General features: G+C 71.6%; 14 protein-coding genes. 7 read left to right on the top strand and 7 right to left on the bottom strand.

Annotation, left to right across the window (positions count from 1 at the left end; all coding sequences use genetic code 11):
• Positions 1–17: 17 nt before the first annotated feature.
• Positions 18–1,136 carry a GuaB3 family IMP dehydrogenase-related protein gene (locus OG587_RS13035; protein WP_329090064.1) on the top strand — a complete coding sequence of 373 codons (1,119 nt, stop codon included), beginning with the start codon at positions 18–20 and terminating at the stop codon, positions 1,134–1,136.
• Positions 1,137–1,545: 409 nt separating this feature from the next.
• A complete protein-coding gene (locus OG587_RS13040) occupies positions 1,546–2,478 on the top strand; it encodes a hypothetical protein (protein ID WP_329090066.1) in 933 nt (310 codons plus the stop codon).
• Positions 2,479–2,766: 288 nt separating this feature from the next.
• On the opposite strand, the gene nagA is transcribed toward OG587_RS13040, so the two are convergent.
• From nagA to OG587_RS13055, 3 genes are all read right to left on the bottom strand, one after another.
• On the bottom strand, positions 2,767–3,903 hold the full coding sequence (gene nagA / locus OG587_RS13045; RefSeq protein ID WP_329090068.1) for an N-acetylglucosamine-6-phosphate deacetylase: 1,137 nt from the start codon (positions 3,901–3,903) through the stop codon (positions 2,767–2,769).
• 103 nt (positions 3,904–4,006) lie between these two features.
• Entirely contained in the window at positions 4,007–4,636 is a 630-nt protein-coding gene (locus OG587_RS13050) for a hypothetical protein (RefSeq protein ID WP_329090070.1), read from the bottom strand.
• Positions 4,637–4,857: 221 nt separating this feature from the next.
• Complete coding sequence (locus tag OG587_RS13055; RefSeq protein WP_329090072.1) at positions 4,858–5,280, bottom strand: DUF397 domain-containing protein; 423 nt, start codon at positions 5,278–5,280, stop codon at positions 4,858–4,860.
• A gap of 277 nt (positions 5,281–5,557) precedes the next feature.
• Between OG587_RS13055 and OG587_RS13060 the strand changes: the two genes are divergently transcribed.
• Positions 5,558–7,300 carry a glycerol-3-phosphate dehydrogenase/oxidase gene (locus tag OG587_RS13060; RefSeq protein WP_329090075.1) on the top strand — a complete coding sequence of 581 codons (1,743 nt, stop codon included), beginning with the start codon at positions 5,558–5,560 and terminating at the stop codon, positions 7,298–7,300.
• Positions 7,301–7,614: 314 nt separating this feature from the next.
• On the opposite strand, the gene OG587_RS13065 is transcribed toward OG587_RS13060, so the two are convergent.
• Together OG587_RS13065 and OG587_RS13070 are read right to left on the bottom strand one after the other, a co-directional pair.
• The gene (locus tag OG587_RS13065; RefSeq protein WP_329090076.1) at positions 7,615–10,527 is read right to left on the bottom strand and encodes a M36 family metallopeptidase; all 2,913 of its coding nucleotides are present in this window, start codon (positions 10,525–10,527) and stop codon (positions 7,615–7,617) included.
• A gap of 274 nt (positions 10,528–10,801) precedes the next feature.
• Positions 10,802–13,060 carry a beta-propeller domain-containing protein gene (locus tag OG587_RS13070; RefSeq protein ID WP_329090078.1) on the bottom strand — a complete coding sequence of 753 codons (2,259 nt, stop codon included), beginning with the start codon at positions 13,058–13,060 and terminating at the stop codon, positions 10,802–10,804.
• A 122-nt stretch (positions 13,061–13,182) separates the two neighbouring features.
• On the opposite strand from OG587_RS13070, the gene OG587_RS13075 reads away from it, so the two are divergent.
• Positions 13,183–14,730 carry a succinic semialdehyde dehydrogenase gene (locus tag OG587_RS13075; RefSeq protein WP_329090080.1) on the top strand — a complete coding sequence of 516 codons (1,548 nt, stop codon included), beginning with the start codon at positions 13,183–13,185 and terminating at the stop codon, positions 14,728–14,730.
• A gap of 106 nt (positions 14,731–14,836) precedes the next feature.
• Positions 14,837–16,528, top strand: coding sequence for a GMC family oxidoreductase (locus OG587_RS13080; protein ID WP_329090082.1), 1,692 nt, complete (start codon positions 14,837–14,839; stop codon positions 16,526–16,528).
• 108 nt (positions 16,529–16,636) lie between these two features.
• On the opposite strand, the gene OG587_RS13085 is transcribed toward OG587_RS13080, so the two are convergent.
• A complete protein-coding gene (locus OG587_RS13085; RefSeq protein ID WP_329090084.1) occupies positions 16,637–17,938 on the bottom strand; it encodes a helix-turn-helix domain-containing protein in 1,302 nt (433 codons plus the stop codon).
• A gap of 636 nt (positions 17,939–18,574) precedes the next feature.
• On the opposite strand from OG587_RS13085, the gene OG587_RS13090 reads away from it, so the two are divergent.
• Positions 18,575–19,408 carry an ATP-binding protein gene (locus OG587_RS13090; RefSeq protein WP_329090086.1) on the top strand — a complete coding sequence of 278 codons (834 nt, stop codon included), beginning with the start codon at positions 18,575–18,577 and terminating at the stop codon, positions 19,406–19,408.
• 116 nt (positions 19,409–19,524) lie between these two features.
• Complete coding sequence (locus tag OG587_RS13095) at positions 19,525–20,916, top strand: pyridoxal phosphate-dependent decarboxylase family protein (RefSeq protein WP_329093833.1); 1,392 nt, start codon at positions 19,525–19,527, stop codon at positions 20,914–20,916.
• A gap of 172 nt (positions 20,917–21,088) precedes the next feature.
• Here OG587_RS13095 and OG587_RS13100 read toward each other — a convergent pair whose 3' ends face one another.
• Positions 21,089–21,496, bottom strand: a complete 408-nt coding sequence (locus OG587_RS13100) for a winged helix-turn-helix transcriptional regulator (protein WP_329090088.1) — start codon at positions 21,494–21,496, stop codon at positions 21,089–21,091.
• Between the last annotated feature and the right edge of the window lie 67 nt (positions 21,497–21,563).

Raw genomic sequence — 21,563 nt, forward strand, 5'->3', positions numbered from 1 at the left:
ACGGGAAAGACAGACATATGACTCAGGTGGAGATCGGCCGCGGCAAGAACGGCCGTCGTGCCTACGCGCTCGACGAGATCGGCATCGTTCCGTCCCGGCGCACCCGCGACCCGGAGGAGGTCTCGATCGCCTGGCAGATCGACGCCTACCGCTTCGAGCTGCCCGTCGTGGTGAGCCCGATGGACAGCGTGGTCTCGCCGAAGACGGCCATCGAGGTCGGCAGGCTCGGCGGTCTCGCCGTGCTCGACCTCGAAGGGCTGTGGACCCGGTACGACGACCCGATGCCGCTGCTGGAAGAGGTGGCCGAGCTCAAGGGCGAGCCCGCCACGAAGCGGCTGCAGGAGATCTACAACGCGCCGATCAAGGAGGAGCTGATCGGCCGCCGGATCGAGGAGATCCGCGCCGCCGGGGTGGCGACGGCCGTCCGGCTGTCCCCGCAGCGTACGGTCCAGTACCACAAGGCCGTCATCGACGCGGGCGTGGACATCTTCGTGATCCGCGGCACCACGGTCTCCGCCGAGCACGTCTCCGGCAGGGCCGAGCCGCTCAACCTCAAGCAGTTCATCTACGAGCTCGACGTCCCGGTGGTCGTCGGGGGGTGCGCCACCTACACCGCGGCGCTGCACCTGATGCGGACCGGCGCGGCCGGGGTGCTCGTCGGCTTCGGCGGCGGCGCCTCGCACACCACCCGCACGGTGCTGGGCGTGGTGGTGCCGATGGCCACCGCGATCTCCGACGTGGCCGCCGCCCGCCGCGACTACATGGACGAGTCCGGCGGCCGTTACGTCCACGTCATCGCGGACGGCGGCATGGGCACCTCCGGCGACATCGCCAAGGCGATCGCCGTGGGCGCGGACGCGGTCATGGTCGGCTCGCCGCTGGCGAGGGCCGTCGAGGCTCCCGGCCAGGGCTTCCACTGGGGGTCCGAGGCACAGCACCCCGAGCTGCCCAGGGGCAAGCGGGTCGAGTTCGGCACGGTCGGCACGCTGGAGCAGATCCTGCACGGCCCCTCCTCGGTGGCCGACGGCTCGATGAACCTGATGGGCGCGCTCCGGCGCACGATGGCCACCGCCGGATACTCCGACCTCAAGGAGTTCCAGCGGGTCGAGGTCGTCGTCGCCCCGCAGATCAGCTGACATCCCGGGGGACAGGGCCGGATCTCACGCGACCCGGCCTCCCCGCGGGGGCGGCCCCCCGCGAGGGCGGGTTGTTGTGAGGCGGGGCTGTTGCGGGGTCGCTCTCCTGCGGGGTCGCTCTCCTGCGGGGTCGCTCTCCTGCGAGGGCGGGCCGCTGCGAGATGAGGCTCCTGTGAGGTGGGGGCTCCGGTGGGGCGGGCTCTCGCGGGCGGCTCTCCCGTGAGGCCGGGTTTTCACGAGGCCGGGTTTTCACGAGGCCGGGCGGATCTCGCGGCCCGTCGGCCGGCCCCCGCCCGGCCGGTTGAGGTCTCGTGCGCGAACACCCGGCCGGGTGGGCCGGGTGTTCGCCGTCTCCCGCGCCGGTGAAATCCCAAATGACGTGCGGGACGAAATCTGTGAGCATTCATACGTGCCAAATGATCAAGAACTCCGGGTCGCCCTCAAGGAAGGGCCTTTCCACGCCGCGCTGCGCGCCGCGGTGGAGGCTCGTGGGATGACCCTGGGCGGGCTCCGCCGGCATCTCGGGGAGCGCGGTCTCCGGGTCGGGATGACGAGCCTGAGCTACTGGCAGCAGGGCCTGCGCCGTCCTGAGCGCCCCGAGTCGCTGCGCGCGGTGCGTGCCCTGGAGGAGATCCTCGTCCTGCCGCCGCGCTCTCTCATGGCCCTTCTCGGCCCGCCACGGCCGCGCGGGCGGGACGCGAGGGAACTGCCGGTGGGCGCCCTGTCCTATTCCGCGATCATGGAGTCCTCCCACACTCTGTCGGCGATGATCCACGACCTGGACGGGGTGGCCGACGACCGGCGCCTGCACATCGCCGGGATGTACGAGACGCTGCGGATCGGTCCGGACCGCAGCACCGTGCGGCGCGAGACGCTCCAGGTGGTGCAGGCGCACGAGGAGGCCACCGACCGCTACATCATGGTCTACCGGGGCGACCTGGGATGCGACGTGGAACGCGTGCGCGTACGGGCCCTGGAGGACTGCCGGGTCGGCCGGATCCGCCGCGACGGGCCGACCGCCCTGGTCGTGGCGGAACTGCTGTTCGACCGGGTGCTGCGGACCGGCGAGACGCAGATCATCCGCTACGAGCTGGCCGACCCGAGCGGGGTGGAGACGGTCGAGTACGAGCGGGGCTTCCGATATCGGGCCGGGCAGTACGTGCTCCGGGTGAACTTCGCCCCGGAAGCCCTCCCGGTGCGCGTCCGGCGGTTCACCCGCCACGGCCCCGGCGCCGGGGAGCAGGACCTCGGCGAGCTCTCCCTCAACGCCCACAACGCCGTGCACCTGGTGGCCAGGTCGCTGGAACCCGGCCTGGTCGGCATCCGCTGGGACTGGCCCTGACCCGCCCGCGTCCGGCTCACGGGGCGGGGCCCCGGCCCCGGCCCCCCGGCCGGGCGCCGGGGGCGCGGGTCCGGGGCGCGGGTCCGGGGCGCGGGTCCGGGGCGCGGGTCCGGGGCGCGGGTCCGGGGCGCGGGTCCGGGGCGCGGGTCCGGGGCGCGGGTCCGGGGCGCGGGTCCGGGGCGCGGGTCCGGGGCGCGGGTCCGGGGCGCGGGTCCGGGGCGCGGGTCCGGGGCGCGGGTCCGGGGCGCGGGTCCGGCTCGGGGACGGTGATCCAGGGGGTCGGCGGGGTCAGCGGGGCTCGGTGATCCAGGTGCCCCCGCGCATGACGCCGGAGACCTCCAGGTCGTCGGTGAGCACCACCAGGTCGGCCCGCTTGCCGACCGAGACGGACCCCAGGCGGTCGGCGAGACCGAGAACCCTCGCGGGGGTCAGGGAGGCGATCTCGGACGCCTCGGCCAGCGACAGGCCCACCTCGCGCACGGCGCGGCGGAACGCGACGTCCATGGTCAGGGTGCTGCCCGCGATGGTGCCGCTCTCGGCCAGCCGGGCCACCCCGTCCGCGACGTTCACCGTCATCGGGCCGAGCCCGTAGACGCCGTCGCCCATGCCCGCAGCCGCCATGGCGTCGGTGATCAGCGCGGTCCTGCCGGGACCCGCGACCTCGAAGGCCAGGCGCGTCATGGCCGGGTGCAGGTGCACGCCGTCGTTGATCAGCTCGACCGTGACGCGCTCGTCCTGGAGCAGCGCGGCGATCGGCCCGGGGTCGCGGTGGTGCAGCGGCGGCATCGCGTTGTAGAGGTGGGTCGCGACGCTGCCGCCCGCCTCGATGCCGGAGATCGTCTGCTCGTAGGTGGCGTCGCTGTGGCCGAGGGCGGCGATCACGCCGTTGGCCACCGCCTCCCGCACGGTGTCCAGCGCGCCGGGCAGCTCGGCGGCGATGGTGATCATTCGTACGTGGCCGCGCCCGGCCTTGAGCAGCCCGGTGAGTTCCACCGGCGAGGGCTCGCGCAGCAGCGCCGGGTTGTGCGCGCCGCACCGGGCGGCGGAGATGTAGGGGCCCTCGAAGTGGATCCCGGCGAGCAGGCCGTCCTCGCACAGGTCGGCGAGGGACGCGGCGGCCCTGGCCAGATCGTCCGTGGACGCGGTGACCAGGCTGGCCATGAGCGTGGTGGTGCCGTGGCGGGCGTGCAGGTCGACGGCCCGGCTCGCCTGGTCCGGGTCACCGGTGGGGAAGGAACCGCCCGCCCCGCCGTGGTTGTGGATGTCGACGAAGCCGGGCACGACGTACCGGCCGCCGAGACCGAGCCCGGCGCCGGGGGCCGAGCCCTGGCCCACGTGGGTGATGCGGCCGTCTTCGATGGTGAGCCAGCCTTCGTGGACACCTTCGGGGGTCACGACGCGGGCGTCGGCGAGTGTGATGCTCATGCTCCCCATCCTCGCGGGTCCCCGGGAAAACCGGCTCCCGGCACTCCCGGTGCCGGGGGCGCGGGTTCGCCCAGGCGGGACCGATCGTTCCGACGCGCGCGGCTTACCGGCACACCCCGGGCAGGTCACACACCTTCTTCGCCATCTTCTGCGCCTGGTCGGCGAGCACCTTCAACCGTCCTCGCTCGTTCATGCCGTACGTCACACCGTCCACGCCATCGTTGACGTAGAGGAACAAGGCGCTGCCCCGCCGCGCCACCCCCCACATCACAGGGGACATGGACCTGTCGATCTTCCCCTTCTCGTGGTAGTAGCCCGTGACGGACATGGCCTCGTCCTTCACCCGCAACGGTTTGCCGGAATACCGGTACGTCGAAAGCGGGCACCGCTTCAGGTCCGCCCGCAGCTTGGCGAAGGCGGCCTTGGCCGACCTGGCGTTCCCGTACAGCACGAGCTGTTCGCTGCTGAAGGAGGGGGCACTGGTCGAGTGTGTGATGGTGCGCATCGCGACCCGGCCGTCGCGGGGCTTCCCCTTGGTACGGCAGGGGTTGAGTTCGAGCCGGCGGGACGGATTGTTGCTGATCGTCCACGACTCCTCGTCCTTGAACGCCGGATCGACGCCTTTCCTCGCCTTCGCCTCGGTCAGCAGGAACCCCTTGGGGATCTCGGCGGTGCTCGCGTGGGCCGCACCGGTTCCCGCCAGAACCGACCCGACCACCAACGTCATTGCCATCGCTTGTTTGATCACAACCCATGATTTGACCACAAATCACGACATGCGCGATCTTCTCGACCACCACGGCGAGTGTTCGGGGAACCGGTGGTGATCGCCGAAGATCCAGCGGACACCGCTGACCCACTCCCGGCGCCGGGGCGCGGGTTCGCTCAAGGGGCGGGACATGCGCGGGCTCCCTCGGTTTCGGGGGAGCCCGCGTTCGTCGATCCTTGTGGGTGTCAGCCGAACTGACCGTTCTTCACGCCGTTTGTGAAGGTGGTCCACTGGGTGGGGGTGAAGACCAGCGCGGGGCCGGTCGGGTTCTTGCTGTCGCGGACGCCTCGGCGTCCGCCGGACAGCTCGGCGACCTCCACGCAGTCGCCGCCGTTGTCGCCGGAGAGTGAGGACTTGTGCCACACGGCGGCGCCGACGGGGCGGGTGAGGACGCCTTCGTCCAGGATCACCCACAGCATAGGCGGGTCCTCGCGGTCGAGGATGTGCTGCCTGTCTATCCGCGCGGCCAGACTTGCTTCCACCCTGCCGGGGCTGACGCCCGGCTTGCCGCCGAGAAGCGCCCGCGCGTAGTCGACCGTCTGGAGCAGACCGGGGATGATGAGCGGTTGCCAGGTCCGCAGCGCGTCGGCACTCTGCTCGATCTCCACCCGGCGCCGGAACCACAGCGGCAGGCGGGCGGCCTGCCTGGGCTCACTTTCCTTGCTCTGGGTGATCGATTGGCGGGTGCCCGGCCCGGGGTTCGCCCGTCCCGCCGGGGTGTTCCCGTGGTGTTGTCCTCCCTTTGGTTTTTCTTTGTCTTCTTGCTGTTCACGGGGGTAGGGCGTGAATCACTGCCGCCGTTCCCTACTGGTCGGTAATGGTGCCTAGGGTAGATGGGTAGATACCTCACGTAAGGCGACAAGCCGCACCCCAGGGGGTTGCACAATGACGGCGCGAATGGGCACCGGACGGCTCGGTCCTGCCGAGCGATCCGCCGCACTGGCGCAGATGAGCGCCGAGGAACTCGACGTGGTGGTGATCGGAGGCGGGGTCGTCGGAGCGGGTGTCGCGCTGGACGCCGCGACCCGAGGGTTGTCCGTCGGGCTGCTGGAGGCGCGCGACTTCGCCTCGGGCACCTCGTCCAGGTCGTCCAAGCTCATCCACGGCGGTCTGCGCTACCTGGAACAGCTCAACTTCGAGCTGGTCAGGGAGGCGCTCCAGGAACGGGCCCTGCTGCTGCAGCGGATCGCCCCGCACCTGGTGCGGCCGGTGCCGTTCCTGTTTCCGCTGACGCACTTCGGCTGGGAGCGGCCCTACGTCGGCGCGGGCCTGGTGATGTACGACACGATGGGCTTCTCCACCGGGCTCGCCCGGGGCGTGCCCGGCCACAGGCACCTGTCGCGCAAGAGGGCGCTGCGGCTCGCGCCCGCGCTGCGCAGGGCGTCGTTCTCCGGCGCGGTGCAGTACTGGGACGCCCAGGTCGACGACGCCCGCTACGTCATGACCATGCTGCGGACGGCGGCCACGTACGGGGCCAACGTCGCCTCGCGGGCGCAGGTGGTGGGCTTCCTCCGCGAGGGGGAGCGGGTGACCGGGGTCCGGGTGTGCGACCTGGAGACCGGCAGGGAGGTGGACGTACGGGCCCGCCAGGTGGTCAACGCCACCGGCGTGTGGACCGACGACATCCAGGAACTGGTCGGCGGGCGCGGGCAGATCCACGTACGCGCCTCCAAGGGCATCCACCTGGTGGTGCCGCGCGACCGGATCCACTCTCTCACCGGGATCATCCTGCGCACCGAGAAGTCGGTGCTGTTCGTCATCCCCTGGGGCCGTCACTGGATCATCGGCACCACCGACACCCGGTGGGAGCTGGACCGGGCCCACCCGGCGGCGTCGCGGCTGGACATCGACTACGTCCTCGACCACGTGAACGAGGTGCTCTCGGTCCCGCTCACCCGCGAGGACGTCGAGGGCGTCTACGCCGGGTTGCGCCCGCTGCTGTCGGGGGAGTCCGAGGAGACGTCCAAGCTCTCCCGCGAGCACGTGGTGGCCCATCCCGTCCCGGGGCTGGTCATGGTGGCCGGGGGGAAATACACGACATATCGTGTTATGGCGAAGGATGCGGTCGACGCCGTGGCGCACGGCCTGGACCAGCGGGTCCCGCCCTCCTGTACCGACCGCGTCCCGCTGGCCGGGGCCGAGGGCTACCAGGCGCTGTGGAACTCCCGGCAGCGGCTGGCCCAGTCCTCCGGGCTGCACGTGGCCAGGATCGAGCACCTGCTCCAGCGGTACGGGTCGATGATCGACGAGGTCCTGGCGCTGATCGAGCGGGACCCGTCGCTGGCCAAGCCGCTGACGGGGGCCGACGACTACCTCCGGGCGGAGGTGGTCTACGCGGCGACCCACGAGGGTGCCCGGCACGTGAACGACGTGCTGACCCGCCGTACGCACATCTCGATCGAGACCTTCCACCGGGGGCTGGGCGTGGTCGAGGAGGCGGCCCAGCTGCTCGCCGAGCCGCTGGGCTGGGACGCCGAGCAGATCAAGCGCGAGGTGGAGTACTACACCAAGCGCGTCGAGTCCGAGCGCCTCTCCCAGGAGCAGGACACCGACCAGGAGGCCGACGCCATCCGCCTCGGCGCCCCGGAGATCGTGCCGGTGGCCAGCCCCGAGACGAACCCGGTCTGACCTTCCCGGAACCAGGAACCCCCGGAACCGGAGGGTCCCCGAGGAACCGGAACCCCCCGGAACCAGAACCCCTCCCGGGGGAACCAGAACCCACGGAACCGGAACTCCCCCGGAACCGGAAGGTCCCCGGGCCCCGGGAAACTCGGGACCCGGGGACTCCTCCGGAGGGACTGACGGGACCCCGGAGGGTCTGGCGGGTGTCCGGAGGGCTTACCGGCCCTCAGGAGGACCGGCAGGAGACCCCGGAGGGACCAACGGGTGTCCGGAGGGCCTGCCGGCCCCTCGGGAGGGACCGGCAGGAGACTCCGGGAGGACTAGCGGGTGAAGGCCTGGAACTCGGCCGCGCGCAGGTGGTCCCTGGCGGGGCTGGCCGTGGCGCAGTCGGTGGCGGAGTTGGGGTCGGCGTCCTGCTCACCGGCGTAGACCGGGTTGCCGGTGCACTGGGTGGAGACGGCCCGCAGGGTCAGGTGGGTCGCGGTGGTCGTGGGGATCTTGAAGGACTCGATGACCAGGTCGGCGCCGCGGGGACGCGGCCTGCGCGTCTCGAAGGCGTTGGACGGGCTGGTGTAGACGACCGAGAAGGACGCGGGCGAGGAGCAGTCCTTCTTCGTGGCGTCGCAGGCCAGGACCTCGAAGGCGCGCAGGGCGCTGAAGCGGTTCTGGGTGCCGGGGTCGGCCGGGTCGGTGGCGGCGGGGGGCCTGAGCATCGCGCTGACCTGCACGCGGCGGATCTTCTCCGGCTTGGTCCCGGCCAGGTCCACGGTGACGGCCTTGCCCTTGACCGGTCCGGTGAGCGAGGCCCAGTTCGTCGCCTCCGTCTCGTCGATCAGCTTGGCCTGGTTGACGCCGTCACCGGTCGCGGTGGCGCCCAGTGCCGCGGAGGCGAGGTTCTTAGGCACCGCGAGCGGCAGCGGCAGCTTCAGGCCCGGCAGCACCGCGAACTTCACCCGGGTGTGCCCGAACCCGTTGCCCGCGACCACGAAGTCGTAGATCCCCGGGGTCATCTCGACGGTGTCGCCGAGCTCGGTCGCCGGGTCGGTGTCGGCCACCGGCACGACGCGGCCCTCGTAGTCGCCGACGTAGAGCCGGAGCGCCGCGTCCTTGGCGTCGAGCAGCGGCTTGAGCTGGATCCTGCCGTTCTTGCCGGCCGGGTCGACGAAGCTCGGCGTCGGGTCGGGGTCGTTGCTCCCGACGCTCGCCGCGCCCTGGCCGAGGCCGTGCTCGGCGAACGCGCGCCACATGATGGCCTGGTTCGCGCCGCCGAAGCGGATGGCGTCGGCCGCGAGCAGCGCGTCGCGGTGGTCGACGTAGCTGACCGCGCCGGTGGCCATCAGCAGCAGCGCGTCGAAGGAGACCTGCGCCCAGCGGCGGTTGCCGGGGCATTCCCCGACCGGGGTCTTGCCGTCGGCGCACGCCTTCTGCTTGGCCGGGGTGCCCTGGCCGTACTTCTGCACGAAGGCCTTGCGCACGTCGTACTGGGTCGCCGACCAGATCTCACCGTCGGCGTGCACCTGCTGGCCGACGATGTCGTACGCGATGTCGCTGTAGTTCAGCGGGGAGTCGGACATGTCGTAGTTACGGATGCCCGCCTTCTTGTCGCCGGTGACGTAGCCGCCGGTGACGTACGGGGTGTCGCCCGCGGGGCGGAAGCCGTACTCGGAGAGGTACTCCATCGCGAACAGGTCGGAGGTGCTCTCGTTCATGGCCCCGGCCTGGGCGCCGCTCCACCCGGCGTTCGGGCCGCCGATCATACGGCCGGAGATCGCGTGGGTGTACTCGTGCCCGATCACCGACATGTCGTAGTCGCCATCCACGCAGGGCGAGTAGAACGAGCCCGCGATCGGCTGCCACATGTACATGTTGGTGATGGGGGCGACGCCGTCGGGACCGGTGATCTGGTTGGCGTTGTCGCGCACGCTGAGCACCCGGGCGCCCGCCTGGGCGTTGCCCTGCTCGGGGTCGCCGCCGAGGCCGCCGCGCTCGCCGTTGTCGTTCTGCATGTTCCAGGCGGTCTCGGTGAAGCCGAGCCGGTAGGACCAGTCGTGCATGCGGTTGTGCATGACGTGCAGGTTGGAGATGGCGGCTTCGAGGTCGGCCTCGCCGGGCTGGTCCAGGGAGGCCGGGTCGCACTTGGCCGTGTACCACTTGTTGGTCCACGGGTAGACGTACTCGCGGTTCGGCGTGGCCACGTTGCTGCGGGTGCCGACGGAGAACGCGTCGCCGCTGGCGCGGTTCTCCACGGTCTTGGCGGCGTTGCCGACGCTCGTGTTCGTCGGGGTGTCCGTGGCGTGGCCGACGTCCCACGCCTTGCCGGTGGCCGGGTCGGCCCCGACCACGTCACAGCCGGGACCGGCCTTGGCGCACCACGTCGCGCGGGTGTCGGTGGAGGAGTAGTCGGCCGGCGGATTGGCCGGGAACGCCTCCCATCTGGGGTCGTCCGGCGCGCTGTGGTGGTCGACCAGGTTCTCGCGGGTCAGGATCTCGCCGCTGACCGCGTCCACGTGCGTCGTGTACGCGGCGGGCTCGCCCTCGCCGCCGCCGATCAGGGTGATCTGGAACGCGTTGTGCGTCCCGTCGGGCGCGGGCACCGCCGTGGCGGTGGCCTTCTTGACGCTGGCCGTGGCCAGGTCGATCCCGCCGTCCCTGGCCGCGATCTCCAGCGCCTGCTGCTCGGTGAGCCTGGCGGCGGGAGGCGCCTCGGGGGAGCGCGAGAGGGTCGAGGTGACGTGGAGGACCTTGCCGCCCTTCACGCCGACCACGACCTGTCCGTCCACGCCCGCGGGCAGGTCGCCGAACTTCTGCCTGAGCAGTACGGCGTACCCGTCACCGATGGGGTTGGCTGCGATCTTCTCCAGCGCGTCCACGGCCTCGCCGGAGAGTCCGAAGAGGTTCTCGTTCGCCTTGAGGTAGGCCCGCGCGGCCCGCTCGGGGTCGGCGTCCAGGCCCTCGGCGAGGGGGGCGGAATCGGAGATGACGGCCGGGGTGCCGAGAGTGTTCCACCGGATCGTCGCGGTGCTCGCCGCCGCCGACCTGGAGAGCGAGGTCGGGGGTGCGACGCTGCCGCGCCGGTTGTCCAGGTCGGGCTTGCCGCCGTGTTCGGCCTGGAAGTCGTGGACCTTGGGGGGCTGGCCGCCGGGTTCGCCCTGGGCGACCCCCGGCAGGGGAATGACGAGCGCCGCGGTGGCGGCTGCGATGACGGTAATGCGTGACCAGGGTTTGGTCGACACCGATCCTCCAGCGAAAGATGGCCGTCGCCGGCCATGCCACACGCAGATCACGTGTGTTGCGCAAGAGGTAACACCGATTCAAGTGTCATGACAAGATCTTGTAAAGGTGTATATGTCAGTGTTATAGGGCCTTCTGGAGCGTGCAAACGGGTGCGCCCCCGGCGGTCGGGCCGGGGGCGCGGGTTCGGGAGTTCGCCAGGTCACGAGGGGGATCAGGAGAAGGTCGCCACGATCACCTGACCGCGCGGGGTACGGCAGGAGGTCGCGAGGGGGGTCAGGAGAAGGGGATCCAGGCCCGGTCGGCCAGGTCCTTCATGTCGCTCACCTTGAGGCCGAGGTCGGAGACCGTCCACAGGCTGTCGCCGATGACGACCGAGCGGCGGATGCCCGGGTCGTACGGGGAGACGCGGTCGTTCTCCGCCGGCTTGGGCCTGGGGTGGACGACCGTGCCGGTCCTGGTGACCGCGGAGTCATCGATCTTGAGGACCAGGGCGGTCCCGTTGGTCTGCTCGGTACCCGTCCACGAGCTCAGCGGGAGGACGGCCATGCCCGTCTTCGCCCAGTACAGGAAGGCGTGCGGGTCCCACTCGGCCTCCGAGCCGGAGTCCTTCTGGAACATCTGCGACAGGCGGCGCGGGTTGGCCGGGTCGCTGACGTCGAACAGCGACACCTGGGTGCCGAGCGTGCGGCCCTCCTCGCTCGCCTCCTGGCCCACGCCGATCAGCCGCCCGTCGCCCGCCGGATGCAGGTACGCCGAGTAGCCGGTGATCTTCAGCTCGCCCGTCCTCCTCGGTGCCGCCGGGTCGCGCAGGTCGAGCGTGTAGAGCGGGTCCACCTGCTTGAACGTCACCACGTAGCCGACGGGGCCGATGAAGCGGACCGAGTAGATCCGCTCACCCCGGCCGAGCCCGCCGACCTCGCCGGTCCTGGCCAGGGTGTCGGCGTCGAGCACGTAGACGGCGCTGGAGGTGTCCGGCGCGGCGGTCGGGGGGGCGGTCGAGGTGTCCTGCGCGGCGGTCGAGGTGGTGGCGACCCGCAGGTGTCCCTCGTACTCCGACAGCGAGTACTGGTTGAGCAGCCTGCCGGGAACCTTGCCCGAGGCGACGTAGCGGGGCGCCCCGGCCGCGGTGATGTCGAACCGGTGGACCTCGGTCTCCTCCGGCGGCTGCTCCGGGGTCGCCGTCGGCGGGACGGTGCCGGACGAGGGAGGGTCGGACGGCGGGATCGAGGGCGGACTCTGGGTCGACGAGGCCGTGACGCCCGGTGTGATGGTCTGGGTGGGGGAGTCGGGGAAGGTCACGTCAGGGGCCGGAGTCAGCGAGACGGTCGAGGGCGCCGAGGGCTCGGGGAGCAGGCTCGGAGCGGGGTCGAGACCCGACGCGGCGGCGGGCGTGGCGATCGGGCTCGCGGACCCGGACGTGGCGGGGGTGGCGAACGGGCTCATGGAGCCGGACGGCGAGGGCGTCGCCGGGGTGGAAGCCGGTGTCGCCGGGACATCGACGATCATCGAGTCGATCGGCCGGGGCCACCACCAGCGCGGGTTGCTGGCCACGTACAGGCTGGAGGCCGTTCCGTAGACGGTGTCGCCGTCGGCCGCGACGCTGATCGGGGCCGTCTCGGCGAGCGCCTGGGACAGGTCGAGGCTGTGCATGGTCAGCATCGACGTCCCGGTGTACTCCGCGGGGTGGCTGACCTGCCCGCAGTCGACCGTGCGGTCCGAGGTCACGCCGTCCGCGGTCGTCAGCTCGTACTTCGGCAGCCACGCCTCGATCGGCGCCTTGGCCACGATCTCCGCGTTGCGCCGGGTGCGCTCGTTGTCCGACAGGTCGGGCCCGGCGTCGGGGAACTCGATCCGCGGCTGGCTGCGGACCACGATCCGCACGGTCGAGCCGACCATCCTGGCGTCCACGTGGGAGCCGTCGGGGGTGAGCGAGCCGATCACCTTCGGCTTCCCCGACAGGTCGACGAGGACGTAGCGCGGCCCCGGGCTCGCCGCGCGCTTGGCCGTCGCGCCGTACGGGATGATCCCGCCGCCGGAGAACAGCACCAGCGCCCTGTCGCCGCTGACCAGCAGGTCGGCCGGGGCCCACACCTGCTCGGCGTCCACGAGCTTGAGCGTGCCGGTGACCTTCCTGGTCGCGGCGTCCACCACCCGCAGCACGCCGCGGTTCACGGTGACGACCCGGTCGCCGTCGGTCTTCACCAGGTCGGGCTCGTCGACCCCGGCCTCGTGCGTGTTCGTGGTCGAGTGCTCGGGCGCCCCGGCCGTGCTCTTGGCGGCGGTGTCCGACCGCGCCTCCGCGTACATGACCACGGGGCCGCCGATGCCCCAGGGGCCGACGTTCTTCACCGTCGCCGCGCGCAGCCCGGTCAGCATGTCGTCACAGCCGCTGTAGGAGACCAGCTTGACGTTGCCCAGATCGACCGGTGCCGTACGGCCCGCCGCGGTCTTCGTCTCCGTCGAGGTGCACGCCGTGGCGAGCAGCGCGGCGGCGAGGGTGACCGCGCCGGCCGTACGAATCGATGTCCTCATGCCCCTACGACGGATCGGGAGGCCGCGCGGTTCAACCCCCTGCTACTCACCGGTAGTCATGGCACGCCTCCCACGATTACGCTGCGAACATGGCCGTTCCCCCTGAAATGACACGGGCCGAGATGACACGGGTTCTCGACCCCCGCATGATCGAGCGCGTCGTACGGCACGTGACCTCCGGCGGAAAGACGCGGGAGATCACGGCGCCGTTCACCGGCGAGGTCCTCGCCGAGCTGCCCGTCTCCACCGCCGACGACGTCCGCGCCGCTCACGCCGCGGCGCGGGAGGCACAGCGGGCGTGGGCGGCCAGGCCCGCGCGGGAGCGTGCCGAGCCCTTCCTGCGCCTGCACGACGCCATCCTCGACCGCCGCGAGGAGATCCTCGACGTGGTCCAGTGGGAGACCGGCAAGGCCCGCAGGCACGCCTTCGAGGAGGTCCTCGACGTCGCGGGCTGCACCCTGTACTACGCGCGCAGGGCTCCCGGCCTGCTGGAGCCGAGGAGGCGGGCCGGGATCCTGCCCGTCGCCACCAGGACGGTCGAGACGCGCCAGCCCCGGGGAACGGTGGCCCTCGTCTCGCCGTGGAACTACCCGCTCTCGCTCGGCGTCACCGACGCCGTCCCCGCGCTGCTCGCGGGGAACGCCGTCGTCCACAAGCCCGACACCCAGACCGCGCTGTCCACGCTGTGGACGATCGACCTGCTGGTCTCCCTCGGAATGCCCCGCGAGATCTGGCAGGTCGTCCTCGGCGACCCCGCGGAGGTGGGCGAGGCGCTGCTCGACGACGCCGACTACCTGGCGTTCACCGGCTCCACCCGGGCCGGCCGGAAGATCGCCGAGGAGGCGGCCAAACGGCTGATCGGCTGCTCGCTGGAGCTCGGGGGCAAGAACCCGATGCTCGTGCTCGACGACGCCGACCTGGACGCCGCGACCCAGGGCGCGCTGCGCGCCTGCTTCACCAACGCCGGGCAGCTGTGCCTGTCCGTCGAGCGGCTCTACGTCCACGACTCCGTGTACGACGCGTTCGTGGAGCGGTTCGTCCGGCAGGTCGGGAACATGCGGCTCGGCGCCGGGCTCGACTGGAACGTGCAGATGGGCTCGCTCTCCTCCCCGAGGCAGCTGGAGGCGGTCGGCGCCCACGTGGACGACGCGGTCGCGAAGGGCGCCCGGGTCCTCGCCGGGGGTAGGGCCCGCCCCGACCTCGGCCCGCTGTTCTACGAGCCCACCGTCCTGTCCGGTGTCGACGAGAGCATGGAGCTGTGCCGCGCCGAGACCTTCGGCCCCGTCGTCGCGATCTACCGCTTCGGCGACGACGACGAGGCGGTCGGGCGGGCCAACGACACCGCGTACGGGCTCAATGCCTCCGTCTGGACCCGCGACGTGCCGCGCGGGCGGGCGCTCGCCTCCCGGATCAGGGCGGGCACGGTCAACATCAACGAGGGCTACGGGTCGGCCTACGCCTCCTACGACGCGCCCATGGGCGGGATGAAGTCCTCGGGCCTCGGCCGCCGCCACGGGACCGAGGGGCTGCTGAGGTACACCGAGGGGCAGACCGTCTCCAGCCAGGCGCCCTGGCTGGGCTTCGAGCCGATCCTCGGCATGGCGTACGAGAAGTACGCCGACACCCTCGCGACCGCCTTCAAGATCATGAAGACGCTCCACCTGAAGTGAGGGCCCCGGGGCCGCCGGTTGTCGGGGCCGTGGGGGCTGCGAGGGCCGTCGGGGGCCGTCGGGGGCGCGGGAGGTCGTCGGGGGCCGTCGTTCGAAGGGAGCCGCCGTGTTCGACCACGACGTGCTGGTGATCGGCTCTGGGTTCGGCGGGAGCGTCTCGGCGTTGCGGCTGACGGAGAAGGGCTACCGGGTCGCCGTGCTGGAGGCGGGGCGCCGCTTCGACGAGACCACGCTCCCCAGGACCTCCTGGCGGGTCCGCGACTTCCTGTGGGCCCCGGCGCTGGGCCTCAAGGGCATCCAGCGCATCCACGTGCTCCGGGGACAGAAGGGCGCCGGCGTCATGGTCCTGGCGGGCGCCGGGGTCGGCGGGGGCTCCCTGGTTTACGCCAACACCCTCTACGAGCCGCCGGACGCGTTCTTCCGGGACGCCCAGTGGGCGTCCATCACCGACTGGAAGGCGGAGCTGGCCCCGTACTACGACCAGGCCTCGCGCATGCTGGGCGTGACGCTCAACCCGACCGTCACCCCGGCCGACAGGGTGGTGCGCGCGGTCGCCGAGCGGATGGGCGTGGGCGACACCTTCCACCTGGCGCCGGTCGGCGTCTTCTTCGGCACCCCGGGCGTCGAGGTGGACGACCCCTACTTCGGCGGCGCGGGGCCGCGCCGCAGGGGCTGCACCGAGTGCGGCGAGTGCATGACGGGCTGCCGCCACGGGGCGAAGAACATGCTGGTCAAGAACTACCTCTACCTGGCGGAGAGGGCCGGGGCCAGGGTCTTCCCCGAGACCACGGTCACCTCGGTCGTCCCGGTGGACGGCGGCTACCGGGTCGAGACGCGTGGGACGGGCGCGCCCTGGCGCCGCCGCGCGTTCACCGCCGAGCACGTGGTCTTCGCGGCGGGGACGTACGGCACCCAGCGCCTGCTGCACCGGCTCAAGGCCGCAGGGACGCTGCCCGGACTCTCCGACCGCCTTGGCACCCTCACCAGGACCAACTCGGAGGCGCTGCTCGGGTTCGAGCGCCTGTCGGCCGAGGGGGAGAAGCTCAACCGGGGGGTGGCGATCACCTCCTCGATCCACCCCGACGCGTACACGCACATCGAGCCGGTCCGTTACGGAGACGGGTCCAACGCGATGGGCGTGCTTCGCACCCTGCTCGTCGACGGCGGCGGCGCCCCGCGCGGGCTGAAGTTCCTCGGCGAGGCCCTGCGCGCGCCCCATCGGGTGGCGAGGCTGTTCAACCACCGCCGGTGGTCGGAGCGCGGCATCATCGCGCTGGTCATGCAGGCCAAGGACAACTCGATCACCCTGTCCACGCGCAGGGGGCTCTTCGGCCGGCGGCTGCGCTCGGAGCGGGGCCACGGCGAGCCCAACCCCACCTGGCTGCCCGCCGGTCACGAGTTCGTCCGGCACGCGGCCGAGGAGGTCGGCGGCGTCCCGGCCGGCTCCTGGCTCGACCTGTTCGACATCCCGGCCACCGCCCACTTCCTGGGCGGCTGCGCCATCGGCGCCGGGCCCGAAACCGGGGTGATCGACCCGTACCACCGCGTCCACGGTTACCAGGGCCTGCACGTCGTCGACGGCTCCGCGGTCTCCGCCAACCCGGGCGTGAACCCCTCCCTCACCATCACCGCCCAGGCCGAGCGCGCGATGGCGCTGTGGCCCAACAGGGGAGAACCGGACACCCGCCCCGCCCAGGGCTCCCCGTACGCCCGCCTGACGCCCGTCGCCCCCCGAACCCCCGCCGTCCCGTCCGCCGCTCCCGGAGCCCTGCGCCTTCCCATCGTGGGAATCACCTGAGGGTGTGGCGGGTCACGGGCTGCGCGGCATGACCGGACTCTGACCATACGGCTGGCAACTGGAGCCGTACCCTCGCCCCCACTCAACGGGACACGAGGGCCGCACAGGTCAGCGCCGATGGCCGATAGCGACGGCCAGCGTCTGTACACCGGCCACCCGAGGATGTTGGTTGATCAAGGTGACCGCCATCGCGCGGATGGTAGGCCGAGCGCGGACTTCGTCGGCCGATTGTCGGAAGGCATTCAACAGGGCCACCGTGGTCTGTTCGGGTTTGCCCCATTGCCACCATGCTCGTGCCAGGTCGGTGTACAGGCGTCCGCGTCGTTCAGGGGTGGCTAGTTGGTTGGGATGCACGTCGCGCCCGGCGTGCAGGGCCGCTCCAGCGTCGCCGAGGGACCAGTGCACGCCGATCTCGTACAGGCTGACATACGCGGGGCCGATGCTGAAGGGCTGGTCCGCAATCGCCCGCATGGGAAGCCGGGTGGTGACGTGCGCGGCTTGTTTGATCATTTCTAGGGCGCGATCTCGGTCTCCTGCTTGTGCGGCGTTGTAGGCGCAGGTGCACAGCATTTGGGCGTAGGCGGCGGCGTGGGCGGGCGTGCCAAGTCCTGTGGCCTCCAAGCGGTGGGTGGCCTGCAGAGTGAGCTGGTCGGCGATTTTCTGGCGGCCTTCATGGCGTAGCACGATGCCCAGGGAGCGCGCCGAGGCGGCCATGCTGATCGGGGAGCCGGACAGGCCCGCGAACACGCTGGCACGGTCTGCGGTGATCCTGCTCGCCTCATATCTCCCGATCTTGTCCAGCGTCTCGGTCGCCAGGTCGTAGCAGGCGGCCGCTTGCGCGCAAGCATCCACTCTCCGGCTATCGGCCGCTTCGTGGGCCAGGGCCAGAAGGTCAGGCAGATCAGCGACGAGCCGGGCCAGATCGCCGCTGTCGAAGCGGCTTCGCGCCCAGGCCAGACGGGAGGCAATCTGCTCGGGCAGAGGAGGACCGGAGGATGCGGGCGGGATGGCCAGCGCGTCATCGAGCCTGGACAGCAGATGAGCAGGGATGGCGAGTCCGGCGGCGGACAGCAGAGTGCGGCGGCGCATCAAGTCTTCTTTCGCGGGCTGACCCATCGTTTCAGCCACCGTAACCGGATTGATCAGCGCGCTAAGGATATGACCAGGTACCCCGGCTGCGTGGGCGACGCGGCGCAGCACTTGCAGGTCGATCCCCGCACGCCGACCTGTCTCCAGCCGGGAGATCGTCGATGCCGAGTAGCCCGAGGCTTTCCCCAGGTCGGCTTGTTTCCAGCTCCGTAGCTGCCGCGCGAACCTGATGACACCGCCGACGTCATGGGCGGTGATCAGTACCCGCAGCTGTGGCGACTGCCATTGATCATCATCGTGTGTGCTTCGTTGCCCACCCATCGCGACTCCCGGTCACGACACCGTTTCCCTCGGTCACCATACTCCTGCCGTCCATCTCCAAGAAGCGGGATATGCAGATCCTGCACATGGCGTGCGCACCTGGCACATGCGCTGGTGAGGAGACAGGTGCCGACGCTTCTCTGATGGCAGGCCGACCCGGATGAAAGCGGGGCCCGTCACGGCATCGCACGCCAGGACGAGCTCCTTGAACAGACTCAGGAGGTCCGATCCGATGCACAACCCTAGAGAAAACCTCAGGCCGATCCGGGTCCGTTGGCACGCCGACCAGCCGCCGATGCCGCTCGGTTGCCGCTGGTGCGGGCATCCCCCGTACGCTCACGAGGCCACGAGCCTTCCGCACCGGATCCGCCACGACTGGCAGCAGCCCACCGCCGCGCAGGTCCGCGCCCGGATGGCCGCACGTAGGCGTCTGGGGCTGTGCGATCGGTCCCAGGCGGCGCCCGTATCGATGCGACCGATCCTCAGGCCCGAACCTCCGGCCTCCCGTCCGCCGCTGCACGCTGAACCCCATACGGCTCGTCCTCCGCTGCGGCCCGACTTCCCGGCTTGCTCGCCCGGGCGGCATCGGCGACAGGAGCAGCCTGTGACACCGGATGCTGTTCCCTACCGGCGTGGATGGCCGCCGAACCCCTCAGGTTCGCGTCCGGTGGGTACGAGCCGCATCACCCCGACGGCGACGGCATGAGCGGGAGGGAAGGCCGGAAGCGACCGAACGGGCGGCACCGGCGGGGCGCACCCGTCTCTCCGGCCGCTCCCCGGCACTGGGACGCGGCCAGCGCGGCCTGCGCTCGGCAGCTCGACCTGCTCGAACCCGCCTGGGCCGTCTGGTACGGCCCGGCCACCCGGTGCTTCCACGCTGTCGCCCTCTGGCTCGCCCCCGAACCTCTGATCGTGTACGCGAGCACCGCCAACGACCTCCGCGATGTGATGCGCGCGGCCGAGCAGCCCTCGCCGCCACGGCTGACACACGAGACCCGACCCACCGCGTCAGCACCCCCGCGAACGCGGGAGAGCGAACACACCCCACCGGCACTCCGAGGAGTCACGATGCCCGACGTCCCGGACTACCCCCGCACCGCCTGCTGGGACGTGCCCCACGACCCCTCGGCGATCGCCAAGATCCGCGCCCTGGTGGACGACACGCTCAACGCCTGGGAACTTCGGCACCTTGCCGACGACGTGGTCCTCGTGGTCGGAGAGCTTCTCGCCAACGCCGTCGTCCACGGCGTCGCCCCGGCCACCCTCTCCCTGCGGGCCGGAGCCGGCGAACTCCACCTCCAGGTCACCGACCACGGGCCGGGACAGCCCCGGCACCTCCGTTTGGACACCGACGCCCTGCACGGGCGCGGCCTCACGATCGTCGAGGCCCTCGCCCACGACTCCGGCATCACCCCGCTCCGCGACCATCCCGGCAAAACCGTCTGGGCCCGCTGGTGGCTTCCCTCTTGAACGACTCACCCGGCCACCCGGACATCGTCCTGAGCCCGGGATCCGGGCGGTGAACGGTCACGGCGGTCACGTCCCGGCTGGCAGGATGCCGGGAATTCGACCAGGATCCCGGTGTGATGTGGAATGTCGAGGAGTTCGTACGCGCGGCGGGTGTGACCGTCGACGAGCTGGCCGCCTACGTGGACGAGAGCCAGCGGGGCGCGGCGCCCGTCATCCGCCGCACACCTCCGCGAGAGCTGGCCGGGCGGCTCGGGCTCGCCCGGTGGATCCGCGAGGGTGGGATGACGCCGGAGGGGTACGCGGAGTTCCTCCGCGCCTACCTCGCCGAGGGCACCCGGCTGCACCACCCCGCCCAGCTGGGGCATCAGGTCGCCGCCCCCGACTTCCCCGCGGCGCTCGCCGACTTCGTGCACGGCGCGCACAACAACCCGATGGCGATCTACGAGATGGGCGCCTCGGCGGCGACCGTGGAGTTCGAGGTCCTGCGCTGGATGCTCGGCATGGTCGGTTTCGGTGATTCCGGCGGCGGGGTCCTCACCCACGGCGGCTCGCTGGCCAACCTCACCGCGCTGCTCGCCGCGCGGGCCGCGGCGGCCCCCGACGCGTGGACCGAGGGCGTCCCCGGCGACCTCGCCCTGCTGGCCCCGGTGTCGGCTCACTACTCGCTCACCCGCGCCGCCGCGATCCTCGGGCTGGGGGAGCGCGCGGTCATGCCGCTGGACGTGGACGGGCTCGGCAGGATCGACGTCGCCCGCCTGCCCGAGGCCCTGGAGCGGGTGCGCCGGGCGGGACGGCGGCCGATGGCCCTGGTGGCGAACGCCTGCGCGACCGGGACCGGCCTCTACGACGACCTGCGCGGGATCGGGGAGTTCTGCGCCGCCAACGGTGTCTGGTTCCACGTGGACGGCGCCCACGGCGTCTCCGCGCTGCTCTCCGAGGGGCACCGCCACCTGCTCGACGGGATCGACCTCGCCGACTCGCTGATCTGGGACGCGCACAAGATGCTGCGTACCTCCAGCCTGGTCGCGGCGGTCCTGACCCGGCGCGAGGGCGACCTTGACGCGGCCTTCCGGCAGCGGGCCAGCTACCTGTTCTACGGGGAGCAGGGCTTCGACCTCATCGGCAGGACCGTGGAGTGCAGCAAGGCCGAGCTGGGCCTGAAGGTCTTCCTCAACCTGGCCTGGCGGGGCGAGCGGGGCCTGGGCGAGTACGTCGCGAGCCGGTACGCCACCGCGCACCGCTTCTGGGAACTGGCCCGCGAGCGGCCGGGCTTCGAGTGCCCGTACGAGCCGGAGAGCAACATCGTCTGCTTCCGGTACGGCGGCGGCGACCAGGTGGACATCCGTGAGCGCCTGATGGACGACGGCGCCTTCCAGCTGACCTCGGCGGAGGTCGGCGGGGTCCGCCACCTGCGGATCACCGTCATGGCCCCCGCCACGGACGACAAGACGCTGGAGGCGCTGCTCGACCGGATCACCGAACCGGAGGCCACAGCCGATCCCCGATGAGCCGGGCCTCACCCGTGACGGGTGGACATGGCCCGGCGGGCCGTTGGCGGGGTGAACCCGCGCCCGGGGAGCCGGTCCTCGCCGGACCCACCGTGGCCCGTTTCTCGCCGGACGGTGTGGCCGGTACGCGCAGGCCGGTCTCCGGGGAGTCCGGGACGGTTCACGGCGGGCCTCAGCGGATGCCGGAGCCGGGGTGGGCGGCGTCCCAGTGGCGGCGCGACTCGGCGATGCCGTCGCGGTGCTCGGCCGACCAGTCGGCGAGGGCCCGCACCAGGTGGGTGAGGCTGTGCCCGGTCGGGGTCAGCTCGTAGTCGACCTGCGGCGGGACGACGGCGTGGACGGTCCTGGAGATCAGGCCGTCGCGCTCCAGACGGCGCACGGTCAGGGTGAGCATCCGCTGCGAGATGCCGGGCACGGCCCGCTGGAGCTCGCGGAACCGGCGTACCCCCTGGGCCAGTTCCACGACCACCAGCACCGACCACTTGTCGCCGATCCGGTCGAGGACCTCACGGATGCCGCAGTCCTCGTCCCCGCAGGAGACGACCGGCTCCGTGGTTACCGCGGTGTGCCCCACTGACATCGAAGTGCCTCCTTATGTCACGCGCCCTGGTTGTCGATGATGGACCCGGTTACCGAAGAGAACCACT

The sequence above is a fragment of the Streptosporangium sp. NBC_01469 genome, from assembly GCF_036227305.1.
Taxonomy (GTDB): domain Bacteria; phylum Actinomycetota; class Actinomycetes; order Streptosporangiales; family Streptosporangiaceae; genus Streptosporangium.